Origin of the sequence: Vulcanococcus sp. Clear-D1, from assembly GCF_014654725.1 — a bacterium.
Lineage (GTDB): Bacteria > Cyanobacteriota > Cyanobacteriia > PCC-6307 > Cyanobiaceae > Vulcanococcus.
Window position 1 is genome coordinate 16,489 of record NZ_JACVZV010000028.1, and the last position, 13,680, is coordinate 30,168.

Annotated in this window: 12 protein-coding genes; 4 read left to right on the top strand and 8 right to left on the bottom strand. The window is 60.5% G+C overall.

The genetic code is table 11. The features are described from left to right. The first annotated feature begins 125 nt into the window (after positions 1 to 125). A complete protein-coding gene (locus H9532_RS11350) occupies positions 126 to 401 on the top strand; it encodes a hypothetical protein (RefSeq protein WP_296368529.1) in 276 nt (91 codons plus the stop codon). A 67-nt stretch (positions 402 to 468) separates the two neighbouring features. Here the strand turns inward: H9532_RS11350 and H9532_RS11355 are convergent, their stop codons facing one another. Together H9532_RS11355 and cfa are read right to left on the bottom strand one after the other, a co-directional pair. Continuing rightward, on the bottom strand, positions 469 to 1,308 hold the full coding sequence (locus H9532_RS11355; protein ID WP_296368531.1) for a sigma-70 family RNA polymerase sigma factor: 840 nt from the start codon (positions 1,306 to 1,308) through the stop codon (positions 469 to 471). Between the two features lie 52 nt (positions 1,309 to 1,360). After that, positions 1,361 to 2,560, bottom strand: coding sequence for a cyclopropane fatty acyl phospholipid synthase (gene cfa / locus H9532_RS11360; protein ID WP_296368535.1), 1,200 nt, complete (start codon positions 2,558 to 2,560; stop codon positions 1,361 to 1,363). 145 nt (positions 2,561 to 2,705) lie between these two features. On the opposite strand from cfa, the gene H9532_RS11365 reads away from it, so the two are divergent. Genes H9532_RS11365 through H9532_RS11375 form a run of 3 tightly spaced genes read left to right on the top strand, consistent with a single transcriptional unit; the run spans position 2,706 to position 6,357 of the window. After that, positions 2,706 to 3,017, top strand: a complete 312-nt coding sequence (locus tag H9532_RS11365; protein WP_296368537.1) for a DUF3175 domain-containing protein — start codon at positions 2,706 to 2,708, stop codon at positions 3,015 to 3,017. A 6-nt stretch (positions 3,018 to 3,023) separates the two neighbouring features. Further along, entirely contained in the window at positions 3,024 to 5,714 is a 2,691-nt protein-coding gene (locus H9532_RS11370; protein ID WP_296368539.1) for a cation-transporting P-type ATPase, read from the top strand. Beyond that, a complete protein-coding gene (locus tag H9532_RS11375) occupies positions 5,689 to 6,357 on the top strand; it encodes a phosphoribosyltransferase family protein (protein ID WP_296368543.1) in 669 nt (222 codons plus the stop codon). Before H9532_RS11370 ends, H9532_RS11375 begins: the two co-directional genes overlap by 26 nt. Before the next feature lie 169 nt (positions 6,358 to 6,526). Here H9532_RS11375 and H9532_RS11380 read toward each other — a convergent pair whose 3' ends face one another. The 6 genes from H9532_RS11380 to H9532_RS11405 are packed head-to-tail and all read right to left on the bottom strand — an operon-like array spanning position 6,527 to position 13,409. Further along, complete coding sequence (locus H9532_RS11380) at positions 6,527 to 7,381, bottom strand: hypothetical protein (protein WP_296368545.1); 855 nt, start codon at positions 7,379 to 7,381, stop codon at positions 6,527 to 6,529. After that, positions 7,305 to 8,285, bottom strand: a complete 981-nt coding sequence (locus H9532_RS11385) for a glycosyl hydrolase (RefSeq protein ID WP_296368548.1) — start codon at positions 8,283 to 8,285, stop codon at positions 7,305 to 7,307. Before H9532_RS11385 ends, H9532_RS11380 begins: the two co-directional genes overlap by 77 nt. After that, positions 8,286 to 9,998 (bottom strand): glycosyltransferase family 2 protein, encoded by a 1,713-nt coding sequence (locus H9532_RS11390; RefSeq protein WP_296368550.1) that lies wholly within the window; start codon positions 9,996 to 9,998, stop codon positions 8,286 to 8,288. Continuing rightward, positions 9,985 to 11,007, bottom strand: coding sequence for a UDP-glucose 4-epimerase GalE (galE, locus tag H9532_RS11395; RefSeq protein WP_296368552.1), 1,023 nt, complete (start codon positions 11,005 to 11,007; stop codon positions 9,985 to 9,987). Before galE ends, H9532_RS11390 begins: the two co-directional genes overlap by 14 nt. Next, complete coding sequence (locus H9532_RS11400) at positions 11,007 to 12,386, bottom strand: nucleotide sugar dehydrogenase (protein WP_296368554.1); 1,380 nt, start codon at positions 12,384 to 12,386, stop codon at positions 11,007 to 11,009. The genes galE and H9532_RS11400 overlap by 1 nt, the downstream gene beginning before the upstream one ends. 57 nt (positions 12,387 to 12,443) lie before the next feature. After that, the gene (locus tag H9532_RS11405; protein WP_296368557.1) at positions 12,444 to 13,409 is read right to left on the bottom strand and encodes a UDP-glucuronic acid decarboxylase family protein; all 966 of its coding nucleotides are present in this window, start codon (positions 13,407 to 13,409) and stop codon (positions 12,444 to 12,446) included. Between the last annotated feature and the right edge of the window lie 271 nt (positions 13,410 to 13,680).

The window sequence follows — 13,680 nt, forward strand, 5'->3', positions numbered from 1 at the left end:
AGTGGCTTGCCCGCAGGACACGGCACTTCGCCACCTTTTAACGCGCGTATTCTCAAGCTGCTGAGAGATGCAGCAGAGCTGAAGTCTCTTGGCATCTTTTCCACTCTCAACCGCGGATTAATCCGATGAACGAGCGTATTCGTGTGCTTCAGCGCCAGCCCAAACGCATCTCGATCACCCTCAGCTACCACGTGCATGAGGCGCTGCTCACCCGATCAGAAGAAGAGGGGAGATCCGTATCGAATCTGTGTGCCTTCCTGCTGGAAGATGCCCTCAGAGATCCACAGCGCAGCCTCTCGCCCCAGCCTTCAGGCAACAGTCATGCCAACAGCAATGGCAATGGCCATAGCCTGCAACCGCCGGCCCACGCCGCAGCACGCCTGAACACACGGGCGTTCTGACGCTGCATTGATTGAGTTGAGACGGCCGGGCGGCCACGATGCGGTCGCCCAGCCCCATCAGCCTTGCTTACTGGGGAAAGAGGGCCGGGGTGAGATGGCGGCGCAGCTTGGTGAGCGCATGCCGCTCCAACCGTTGCACCTGATCCTTGCTGCGGCCGATCAAACGCGCCACCTCCGCAAAGGAGCGCTGCTTCTCCTCGCCATAGCGCAACTGAATCACGGTAAGCTCCGGCGTTGAGAGATGCTGCAGTTGGCTGTGCATCCAGCGGTAGTCGTCGGCGATCGTCGGTTGATGATCGTCGGTCACAGTGTCGAGCAGGGTCATGTCTCCATCACTGCCGCTGAGCTGCTGATCCAGCGAAATCGTATTGCTGCGGTGCTGAATTGCCATGGCATACATCAAGCGCTGCGGAGATTCCTGCAACACCTCGGCCAGCTGATCCACGCTCAGAGGCTGACTGCGCAAGCTCTGCAGAGAATCAGCGCGATTGGCCAGGCTCACCAGATTCACAGGAATGCGGATGCTGCCGCTGTGCTCCTGCAGATAGCGGTTGATCGCCTGGCGGATCCACCAGTAGCCATAGGTGGAAAACTTGTAACCCCGGGTGGGGTCGTATTTCTCGGCCGCCCGCAGCAGCCCCAGATTGCCCGCTTGCACGAGATCCATCGGGTCATGGGCCAGGTGCTTGAGCCGGCGGATGTAGCGCAGAGCCACGGTCACCACCAGGCGCAGATTGGCCGTCACGATGCGCTGAAGGGCACGGCGACCGCGCCGTTGCAGGGCTGGTGAAGGATCACTGGTTTCCATCCAGTCCTTCACGATCGTTCCCAGATGCACTTCCTCTTGGGCCGTGAGCAAAGGGATCCGACCAATGCTGCGCAGATAGTCACCAAAAGCATCACTCATGGACGCGGAACTTGATGGCGCTCAATCCTCCGGTACATCCACGATTGCAAGCTCATGCTGAGCAGGCTTGCCCATGGATCGAGGCGTCTTGCAGCACCAATGTGGGCTCCTCCTGACGATGCGGCCGCCAAGATTGGTAGGCACCCGAAAGCTCAGGGCGGCTCAACACCACCTGCCAGAGCAAACCCTGGCGTGAGCGGAAAAATCCCGCACAACTGAGCAGGTAATACCGCCAGAACCGGAAAAATTCCGGCGTGCTGTCGCACTCCAGCCGCGGCCAGGCCCGCTCGAAGTTCTGCCACCAGGCCAACAGCGTTCGGTCGTAGTCGCAGCCGAAGTTCTCCCAGTCTTCGATCAAGAAATGCCCCTCAAGGCCATCGGTGAGCTGGCGTGCCGACGGGAGCCGTCCGCCAGGAAAGATGTAGCGATCGATCCAGGGATCCGTGCGGTTGGTGGTGCGGGCCGAGCCAATCGTGTGCAGCAAGGCCAGGCCATGGGGTTGCAGCAGCCGTTTGAGCGTGCGGAAAAAGGTGTGGTCGTTGCGGCGGCCCACATGTTCAAACATGCCCACCGAGGCAATGCGATCAAACAGCCCTGGATCGCGCGCGGGCAGCTGGCGGTAATCGCACAGTTCCACCCGAATCGGCAGATCGGCCAAGTGCTCGCCGATCCAACTGGCCTGCTGCGCCGACACCGTGATGCCCACCACCTCCACGCCGTAGTGGCGGCAGGCATAGGCGGCGAGGGAACCCCAACCGCAGCCCACATCCAGCAGGCGCATCCCGGGGCGCAACTCCAGCTTTTCGCAGATCAGCCGCAACTTGTGATCCTGGGCATCCGCGAGGCTCTCGGCGTGGCGCCAATAGCCGCAGCTGTAGACCATTTGTGGATCCAACATCGCGGCGTAAACCCGTGGATCGATGTCGTAATGGCGGCGGCCCACCACAAAGGAGCGCCGCAAAGCCTGGGGGTTGCTGAGCTGATCCCGCAGAATCCGGGCCAACTCCGCAACCCGTGAGCGAAGCGTGAAGGGGCGGTTGGCATCACTGCGCAGCAAGCGGCAGATCAGCTCATCGAGTTGTTCACAATCCCAGTCGCCCCGCACATAGCCATTGCCGAGCGCCAGCGAGCCCTGCTGCAGCAACGCTCCGTAGAACTGCGGATTGTGCACCCGTAAATCCCAGGGGCGCTCGCCGTTGAAGCGCACATCAGCGGCCTCCACGATGGCCGCAAGGCTGGCGGGAACGGGCATGTCTTGAGCAGAACGCGTCCCACCCAATCCGCACTGGCGCGAACCATCGCCCGCGGCGGTACATCTGCTGCGCCATCAACGCTGCCCTGCCGTAACACCGCCGCAGCAAACGCCGTTCCCCCCCAACACCCATCAGCCTGGTGCCATGGCAGCGCATCGCACGGAGCCGGCAGAACCGCGGCGCTGGTCGGCCCAGGTGGCTAAGCGAGCGCCAGCATTGGATCTGGAGCCGGGGTTGTTCACCTGGAGTGATCCGCAGCGGATCGCCACCTCGCTGCTGCACTCCGCGCACATCAGCACCCGCAGGAAGCGGAGCGTTTACGCCAGTGCGATGGCGATGCTGTGTCTGTACATCAACCGAGCCGGACACCAACTCAGCCCGAGCCAACGCCAGGTGCTGGAGGCAGCCAAAGAGAGTCTGCGTCGCCAGGCTGAGGGCCATCCACCTCGACGGTGAGCCGGCATGCAGCTCAGCGCCGCCGCTCCGATCAGCAGCCTCACCTGCGAGCAGGCCCTCGCCACACTGCAGAGCAGCCCGCAGGGTCTCCGCAGCGAGGAGGCACACAACCGCCTGCAACGTGTCGGTCCCAATCGCCTACCTCCGCAGCGGCGGCGGCCGCTGATTCTGCGCCTCACCGATCAGTTCACCCACTTCATGGCCCTGTTGCTCTGGGCCGCAGGGGGCATGGCCTTTCTGGCCCGCACACCCGAGCTCGGCTGGGCGATCTGGAGCGTGGTGCTGATCAATGCACTGTTCAGCTTCTGGCAAGACTTTCAGGCCGAACGCACCCTGGCGGCCCTCACCAACGTGTTGCCGAGGCAGGTGCGGGGATGGCGCGACGGCCGGCTGCAGGTGCTGAGCGCCGAAGAGCTGGTGCCCGGAGATCTGATTGAACTGGAGGCTGGTGATCAGGTGCCGGCCGACTGCCGGGTGATCGAGGCCGCCGCGCTGTATCTCAATGCGGCCGTGCTAACCGGCGAATCTCTGCCGGTGGTCCGAACGGCCCAGCCGCAACCGCAGCGCCTCCGCACCTCGGAAGCCACCAACCTGATGCCAGCAGGCACCACCGTTGCCGCGGGCCGTGCCCAGGCGTTGGTTTACGCCACAGGCGGCGACACCGAATTCGGCCAGGTGGCCCATCTCAGTGCCGGGACTGAACGCGCCCCAAGCACGTTGGAGGTTCAGGTGGGTCGGATCGTGCGCACCGTCACGGCCATCGCCGTGAGCATGGGCGCCTTTGCCTTCCTCGCCGGTGTGCTGCTGGTGGGGGTCGGGCCGGTGGAGAGTCTGGTCTTCGCCATCGGCATCATCGTGGCGAATGTGCCGGAGGGGTTGCTCCCCACGGTGACCCTGGCATTGGCCCTGGCGGTGCAGCGCATGGCGCGGGAGCGGGCTCTGGTGCGGAGGCTTTCGGCGGTGGAAACGCTCGGCTGCGTGAGCGTGATCTGCACCGACAAAACCGGCACGCTCACAGCCAATGCCATGGCGCTGCAGACCACCTGGAGCAGCGATGAACCCTTATTGCTGCTGGCGGCAGGCTTGTGCTGCAACGCCTCCAAGCAGGTTGGCGATCCAACGGAAACGGCGTTGTTGCAGGGCGCGCAGCGGGCGGGGCTGGATCTGGAGCAGGAGCGCCAGCGGCTGCCGCGCCAGCGGGAACTGCCCTTCGATTCCGAGCGACGGATGATGAGCGTGCTGGTGCAGTGGCACAACGATCCACGTTGGCCGCAGGCCAGCGCCTGGATGGTGTGCAGCAAAGGCGCACCCATGGAGTTGCTGCAGCGCTGCAGCCACTGGCTACGCGCTGGCGTGATCACGCCGCTCGGCCCAGCTGAACGGCAACTGGTGAGCTCAGCCAACGATGTGATGGCGCGGCAGGGCCACCGGGTGCTGGCGATCGCCTGCCGGCCCTGCGACCAGCCGCAACTGGAAGAGCAGGATCTTGTGCTGGTGGGGCTCGTGGGCCTCTACGACCCACCGAGGCCCGGGGTGAGTCAGGCGATCGCCGCCTGCCACCGTGCGGGGATCAAGGTCACGATGGTGACCGGCGACTATGGCCTCACCGCCGAAGCGATCGCCCGCCAGATCGGCCTGCTCGACGCCCCCGCCCATGCCGGACCCGACCCGGTGCGGGTGGTGAACGGCAGCGACCTCAACCGGCTCAGCGATGCCCAGCTGCGCCAGCTGCTGAAGTTCCGCTCACGGCTGGTGTTTGCCCGCATGGCGCCGGAGCAGAAGCTGCGGCTCGTGCAGGCCTACCGGGCCTTAGGCGAGGTGGTGGCCGTCACCGGCGATGGCGTCAACGACGCCCCAGCGCTGCGGGCGGCTGATGTGGGCATTGCCATGGGCCGCAGTGGCACCGATGTAGCCCGCGAAGCCGCCGACATCGTGCTGGTGGACGACAACTTCGCCACCATCGTCTCGGCGGTGCGCCACGGCCGAGGCGTGTACGACAACATCCGCCGCTTCATCCTCTACATCCTGGCCTCCAACGTCGCCGAGGTGGCGCCATTCCTCACGATGCTGGCGCTACGGATCCCAGCGGCTCTGACGGTGCTCCAAATCCTGGCGGTGGATCTAGGCACGGATCTGCTGCCGGCCCTGGGCCTTGGGGCCGACCCGCCGCGAACCGATGTGATGAACCAGCCGCCACGCCATCGCGACCAGCCTCTGCTGGATCGGCCGCTGCTGCGGCAGGCCTATCTGTTTTTAGGGCTCCTAGAGGGAGTCCTGGCGATGCTGGGCTATGGCCTCACCTGGTGGAGCCATGGCATCTCCCTGCCCCAGCTGCGCAACATCGCCCCAGCCCTGCTGCACCATCAGGCGAGCGCCGAGCTGGTGGCTCTGCAGCACCAGGCCTCGGCGGTAGCGCTGGGCTCGATCGTGTTCGTCCAGGCGGGCACCGCCCTGGCCTGCCGCGGCGGCAACCGCCTCAAGCCCAATGCCCTGCTGTGGCTGGGCATCGCCACAGAACTGATCGCCTTCGTGGTGCTGCAGGGATGGCCGCCCCTGGCCCGAACCTTCCAGATGGCGCCGATCCCATCACAGTTGTGGTGGTGGCTGCTGTTGTGCATCCCAGCGCCACTGCTGGCGGTTCAGCTCCGCACCACCTGGAGGGCCCATCACCATGGTTCGAGCAGCGTTATGGCGTGATCGCAGCCACGCCGGTCGAGCGCTGGCCCAGCAGCTCAGCGGCTGGAGCCACACACCCAACGCCCTGGTGGTGGGGCTTCCCCGCGGCGGGATCGTGGTGGCCGCCGAGATCGCCCGCCAGCTGCAGCTGCCCCTGGCGAGCTGGGCCGTGCGCAAACTCGCCCATCCCCAGGCGCCCGAACTGGCCCTGGGAGCGATTGCCCCAGGAGGCGTGCAGATCTGGGATGAGGCCACCGCCAGGGGTTATCGGCTCGACCCCCCTCTGCGCCAGCGGATCGTGGCGGAGCAGCGCCATGAGCTGGAACGGCGCCAGCGCCTCTATGGCGATCCCCCAGCAGCAGCGCTGCAGCATCGGCCGCTGCTGGTGGTGGACGACGGCGTCGCCACCGGCCTCACGGTGAGGGCAGCGCTGCAATCACTGCGCCTGAGCGAGCCGAGCCAGCTGGTGCTGGCGGTGCCGGTGATCGATCGGCTCGTTGCCGATGCCTTGCGGCCGCAGCTGGATCACCTGGTGGCCCTGGCGGAGGTGGATGACCTCTGGGCTGTGGGGGCCTGGTATCAGAGCTTCGAGCCGGTGAACGACACCGAGGTGCTGAACCTCATGATGAAGCATCAAAGCCCAAGCCTTAGGGTGGCTCAGTAGACAGATTGGCCTACAGATTCATAACGATAACGCAGGCCATGGACCTCAAATAAAAACGACAACCCGAACACGTTTAAAGAAAGGCCATCGGGAAGCGACCGAAGCAGTAACATACAGAAGAAGTCGCTTGAGATTTAGCCTTGAAGAATAAATAGAAGCATAAAAGCAATCAGAATGTCGCAGTTCGGAAGCTACCGCCCCAAGTTAAGGAGAGAACAGCAGCACGGCCAGCGTCGCCACTGTTATCAAGATTGACACCCGACAGGCTGACAAACAACGGGACACCACGGGCTGGCACAACAGACAGTGTGGCATTGACACCACGACCCACCCAACCTGCACTCACGCCAATATTTGGCGCTAATTCTACGCCCAGGGAAGCTACAACTCCTTGACTAGGCAACCAACCCTGATCAATACGCTGAAAACGACCACTACCCGCGCCCAGATTCAGTTGAAGCGTTTGGCGGAAATTTGCATCACCAGGTCGAAGAGGCCACGCCACGGTCAGCACCCCGTAAGCACTCTTGGCCTCCTTTGATAACTGGCCATAGGTGAACGCACGCAACAAGCCCCCGCCGATTGCCGCTTTAAAATGGGGGCGATCAACGAGAGATCGACCAACCCTAAGGTCGACACTTCCGCCCTCAGGGATCCCGCGAAAACTCTCAAGGTTGTAGTCAACTTCCACTGCCACAGCAGTTCGAGGATTGCCGATACCTGCTCCAATATTCAGACAGCCGTCAACAAAGAGATCTTCACGCTGCCACTGCTCGTAAGCATACGAGGATGTACTAACAAAATAATTTCCCCATTCCGCGGTGAATGCCGTCGGCATCTGGGTCGGCGTGACGCTTGGTGCGCTATAGGGTGGAAGCTCTGACGCACGCACAGTTCGCGAAGTAGCCAGTGGCATCAACAGCAGCAGAAAGAACCACTCACGCGGATCAAGCCTGGCGGATGCGGCATATTTTCCGATGAAGTACAGGAAGCGAGACATGAAGAACTTGGCAATGGAATGCAAAAGAAGGGTGCGGGGATGTGACCAAACCCAATAGCTGAGGTGAGAGGCTCCAGTCCTCATGACCTGTAGCAAGAGGAATCCACGACGGTTGTGGGGCACTGAAGTAGACCCAGCCGATCAACTCCGGATACCTACGAATCGCCTCACGGGCATCAAGCAGCCAGCGCCGACGTTCCTGGTCAGTTCCACTCACACCCATTTCAGCGACCAACAAGGGTTTACGAAACTGCCGGTGTAACCAACGCCGTCGCTCATAAACCTGGGCGAAGCTGCTTAGCTGTCCGTTGTGGCTCCAGCGTGGTGAGCTGTAGACAGAGATTCCAATCAGATCAACGGCATCTCCACCAGGCCAGAAAAGGTCAGAGGTGGCATTACCGGCAGGAGACCAAACCCAATGAATACGCTGGCATTGGGGATGCCGTGCTTGAGCCCAAACCGCCCGGTAGAGCCGCACATAATCATCGCCGCGGGCCACCGACCAGGGGTATTGGCCGGTGTTGTCCATTTCATGGGCAAAGCGCAGCAGCACAGGCTGCTCCGGACGGCACAACGGATCCAACACAGCCTTGATGCGCTGGCTGTAGTCACCTCGAATGACATCCCTCACAAGCGTGCGATCAGATTGAGGCCTTGATGGATCAGGAAACGGCTCTAGAGTGATCAGTGCCAAGCTGCGCCGTTGACGAGCACGGTCCAAGAATGAGGTGATGTATTGAGGAGCCTTGGGATCGACCCAGCTCACAAAGGTGCTTTCGATCGAGCTATGGATCAGCGGCTTATCTAGCTCTGGGTAGCGATAAGCCCCGCTCAAGAAAGTCGAATTCCGTTGTATAAACCAAAGTGGGAGACCAGCCACGAAGCCAAGTAATAAGCCCAGTGGCCAGAGACGTTGAAGGCGTTTCACCTAAGGCCTCCAGAGTGGTGTGGCAAACAATGCGTCTGTGAGCTGTAATGGTGAACGCAACTCCTCGTGACGTACCACCGCTGTGAAGAAAACCAACGCCGCAACGCCAAGCACAGTTGCGTAGTGATGCCCGAGCTGGAACAACGGCAGACGCTTCAGCCGATGATCCAACCCGAGCACCAGTACAGCAGCAACTGCGGAACTGACAGCACTGATCAGAACCAACAGCACATAGCCCTTGGCATCGCCTGCCGAATGGCCAAGCAGCAAAGCCGACAGTGCACCGATGCAAGCTAACGCCAAGTGAGGCGTGATGAAGATGAGTTTAAGGGGGCGAAGTTGCTGCTGCTTGCTAGTGACCCGAAAGTCATGGACGCCACTACAGATCCGGTCAACACAGGCGGCCATCACCCCAGCCAAGACCCACGGACCGCGAGTGAGTTCAAACAGCATCTGCTCCCAACTCACCAAAGGGCTAGAAGGTGGATTCAAGAAACCCAGATATTTAAGCCAGTACAGAGGTAATAGAGTGATGAGTGAATAGATCACCCACAGCAGCAAAAACAAGGGATAGTCGATGCGCACCCATGGATGGCTGCTTGCCATAGCCACGGCAGGCAGCACCACCCCCACCACGCTCAGGATGCCACGCAGTGGATAAAAGAGCTGGCTGTACAGAAATTGCCAGCGCAGATGGGATGGCAAGTGGGAACTCACTTTTGGAGTTAATGCCAGAAGAATCGTTGTGAGGCTGCGAGACCACTGAAATTCTTGAACCATGCCATCTTCGAAGGTCACGGGGCCCAAGCCATGACAGCGGGCATCGATGGCGAAGACACCTCGCCAGCCCCGGCTGTTCAACAACAAGGTTGTGGAGTGGTCCTCGGCAAGCTCGGGGCCTAACCCACCGATCTCCGCCAAAGCCGCCGTACGTACTGCGTAATGGCTACCGATGCAGAGAGGAGCAAAGCCCGCGTTGTGACCAAGCTGTTGTGGGCCATGTAACCCCGCCTCGGCATAGAGACGCCCCCGTGCCACCCAGCTATTGGAGGCGTTGCGGTCGCAGATAGATGGAGCAGCGACATAGCCCACCTCGGGGTCACCAAACGGATGAACCATGGCTCGCAGATATCCGGGTTCAGGCCTGTGGTCGGCATCAAGCTGAACAACAACGTCGTACCGCTCATATCCGTAGTGGTCATAGAAATAGGCAAGGTTGCCCTCCTTGCACCGGCGCCTCCGTGGCCAATTGGCGTTGTGGTAATCGGGATCGTCCCGCCGGGTAGAGACCTGAACGCCATGCAAGACGCACCACCGCAAAACCTCTTCCGAGGGGTTCTCATCTGCCAGCCAGGTGTCGTGAACTGGCTCCTGGGCAAGCATCGCCACTAGGGTCTCGCGCACCAACGGCCAGGGTTCCGAAGGCGCCTTTGTCACCACCATGCCAAGACGCAGATCGACAGGGAACGGACTGCAAGGATTCACCCGCTGCATCCGCACCACAAAGAAATAGGCCCAGGCCGGCATCGCCGTAACCACAAACAACAACAAGGTGTTGAGAGCCATCCCCCATGGAGCCGCCCAATGAGCCGGCTGCAACCACCAGGCCCAAAAGAGGCCAATGAAAATGGCCCAAACCAGCACCAATGCCAACAGCACCTCCTGTTGCTGGGGGCGCAATACCGGAATCAAACGCGATTCATGCGTTGACATGGCTCAACTCCTGACAGATCAACAGCCGTTGCTGCTGATCCCAAGCCACTGCGTCAGCAACAATCTGCTGCAAGGAGGAGCAGTGCGGCTGCCAACCCAGCACCGCTACAGCCTTGCGGGAATCACTCACCAGGGCAGCAGGATCCCCCGGACGACAGGGAGCGTGATGCACCGGCACGGGGCTTTGCAGCTCCGCCTCCACCGCCTGCACCACCTCCCGCACCGAGATCCCGGAGCCGCTACCCAGATTGAAATCATCACTACCACCACCAGCCAGCAGGTGATCGAGGGCCAGCAGGTGGGCCTCGGCCAAATCACGGACATGGATGAAATCCCGGATGGCGGAACCATCGGGGGTATCAAAATCACTGCCGAACAAGTCAAGGGGTGCATCACCACGAACAGCGGCGATCGCCAAAGGGATCAGGTGGGTTTCTGGATCATGGAGCTCCCCAAGTCCATGGGCCAAGTCAGCACCGGCGGCATTGAAATAGCGCAGCACCACGGAGCGGAGCCCGTAGGCACGGCCAAAATCCTCCAGCAGCCATTCCGCCGCAAGCTTGCTGCGACCATAGGGGCTGATTGGACGTTTGGGGGAGCGCTCATCGAGAGGCAACTGCTCGGGGATTCCGAAGACCGCACAACTCGATGAGAACACCACCGGGGGCGGCTGACACGCAGTAGCCGCTAGAGACTGCTGCAGCAGAAGAAGCGTGCCCGCCGTATTCACCCGGTAGTAAAGGTCGGGACTGAGCATGGACTCCCCGACATAGGCCAACGCGGCGAAATGGAGAATGGCATCAAAGCGATACCCCATAAACAAGTGCTGGAGCGCCTCGGGGTCATTAAGATCTCCAAGAACAAACTCCACATCGAGCTGATCCAACGTTGAGCGATGGCCGCGATCGAGGTTGTCGAACACAACGACGCGATGGCCGCGCCTCTTCAAACCGGGGATCACATGAGAGCCCACATAACCAGCACCGCCGGTCACTAATACCGTGGCCATCAGTCCTGCTCCCCAGCTCCAATGGCCCAGGTCTCCAAGCCGCATCTGCGTGCGGCCAGCAGATCAACACCGCGGCGGGTATCAAAGACCCAGGCGGGACGGCGCATCAGAGCAGCAAACAGAGGCCAGTCAAGTTGGCGGTACTCGGCCCAGTCTGTAAGCACCACAGCAGCATCTGCATCACGAAATACCTCAACCAACTGAGGCTCAATCCGGAAACTGCTGTGGCCTGAACCGGCCTCAACCGCTGAATCGAGTGCGGCGTGTACATCCTTGGGACTGACTCTTGGGTCGTGGATCGCTAGATGGGCACCCTCGGCAAGCAGCTCACGACAGATGGCGATGGCTGGGCTCTCACGGGTGTCATTGGTATCCGCCTTGAAAGCAAACCCAAGAATGGCGATGGTCTTATCGCGCAAGGTGCCAAACAACTGACGCACGATCTTCCGCACCAGACGCTGTTGGGCGTAGGTATTCATGTCCAACACGGAGCGCCAATAGTTGGCAACTGGAGCAAGCCCGTAGTGATCCGCCAGGTAGATCAGATTAAGCAGATCTTTTTTGAAGCAACTACCACCAAAACCCGGTCCAGGGCTCAGGAAGTGGGAACCCAGCCGTGAATCGCTGCCAATGGCGCGGCGCACCTCCACGACATCCGCCCCTGTCTTTTCGCACAGAGCGGCGATGCTATTGATCGAGCTGATCCGCTGCGCCAGAAAGGCATTAGCGGTCAGCTTCGCGAGTTCCGAAGACCAGAGGTTGGTGCGGATAATCCGCTCCGGACTGACCCAGTTGGCGTAGATGTCGGCCAGCTGATCTACCGCATGGTTGCAATGACCACCCACAAGCACACGATCAGGAGATTCGAGATCGCTGATCGCCGTTCCCTCCGCCATGAATTCAGGGTTGGAGAGCACCTCAAATCCGGCTGCAGGTGCATTGGCAAAGATGCGCCGCAGCACATCGGCGGTACGCACTGGCAAGGTGGAGCGCTCCACGACGATCGTGTGCCCCTTAGCTACCTCGGCGATCTGCCTTGCAGCTTTTTCGATGTAGGTGATATCGGCGGCGACCCCTGCGCCATGGCCATTTCGTTTGGTGGGGGTATTGACCGACAGGAACACCATATCGGCATTGCGGATACCATTATTTACATCGGTGCTGAACTGCAAGTTGCGCCCTAAAACGCGCTCCAGCACGGCTTCGAGGCCTGGCTCATAAACCGGCAAGGGTCCATGACCAAGGTTGTTCCAGGCATCAATACGGGCCTGGTCGAGATCCACCACAGTGATATCGAGGCCTGGGCAGCGATCGGCCATCACCGCCATGGACGGACCGCCGACATAGCCGGCACCGATACAACAAATGGTTTGAACCATGGGGATTAACGAGCAAACAGCGTGTGCAGAAACAGGAGATGAGTGTTGCCAATGGGATCAGGTCACAACTGCCATCTCAGGTTCAGCCGATGGGATTGCTTCTTGGACCCTGAGCGCCGCCACCATGCGAGCAACCCCCTCCTCCAAGGGGACCTTCGGCATCCAACCGAGCTCGTGTTCAGCCCGACTGATATCCGGCCGGCGCTGGCGAGGGTCATCCACTGGCAGCGGATGGTGACTCACGGTGAGATGGGGGTTAAGGCGGGCGATGATGCGTTGCGCCAACTCCGCTACGCTGATCTCAACTGGATTGCCCAGGTTCACCGGCTGAAGACAGCCTGAATCCATCAAAGCCAGCAATCCAGCCACAAGATCGTCGACATAACAGAACGATCGCGTCTGGGATCCATCGCCGTACACCGTCAACGGCTCAGAACGCAGTGCCTGATGAATAAAGCTGGTAACAACACGGCCATCGTTGATGGCCATACGTGGGCCATAGGTGTTGAAGATACGTGCCACACGCACCTCCAACCCATGAACCCTGTGGTAATCAAAGGTGAGGGCTTCGGCGATGCGCTTGCCCTCGTCATAGCAAGCTCTAGGCCCCGTACAGTTCACATTGCCGAGGTAAGTCTCAGACTGTGGTGAAACCAGCGGATCTCCATATACTTCACTGGTTGATGCCAAGAGAAAACGCGCCCCACATCGCTTAGCCAAGCCAAGCATGTTGAGGGTTCCCAGCATGTTTGTTTTGATCGTGGAGATCGGATTAACCTGGTAATGAATTGGCGATGCTGGGCATGCCAAGTGCCAGACACGATCGACCTCAATGCGCAGAGGTTCTATCACATCATGGCGAATCAACTCAAAACGCGGATGCTCAAGCCAATGCGCAACATTTGCCTTTGAGCCCGTTTGAAAATTGTCGATACAGATCACTTGGGCAGCCCTATCAGCCATCAGACCATCAATCAGATGAGAGCCGATAAATCCGCTTCCGCCTGTAACAAGGTGGCGCATCCTATCTCCTAAAGGTGACGCCGCACAAACATAAGGAGAAGATTAGCCAGCCTCTCGTAAAACAGCACAATCTTGAATGAACTACAGCAGCACGCGGCAAAAGCACGCAATCACGCCGCGAGTCGACGCCGATTCCGTGATCACATCTTCACTTGAAGGCAGGGACCTCCGAGGCAGAGAATCTGGATACGCCTCTAACCACCTCATCAAAGACTGGAATACCCAGCGATCCCCAGATCAACCAGCCAATGGCTCAAATCCAATCCGTACA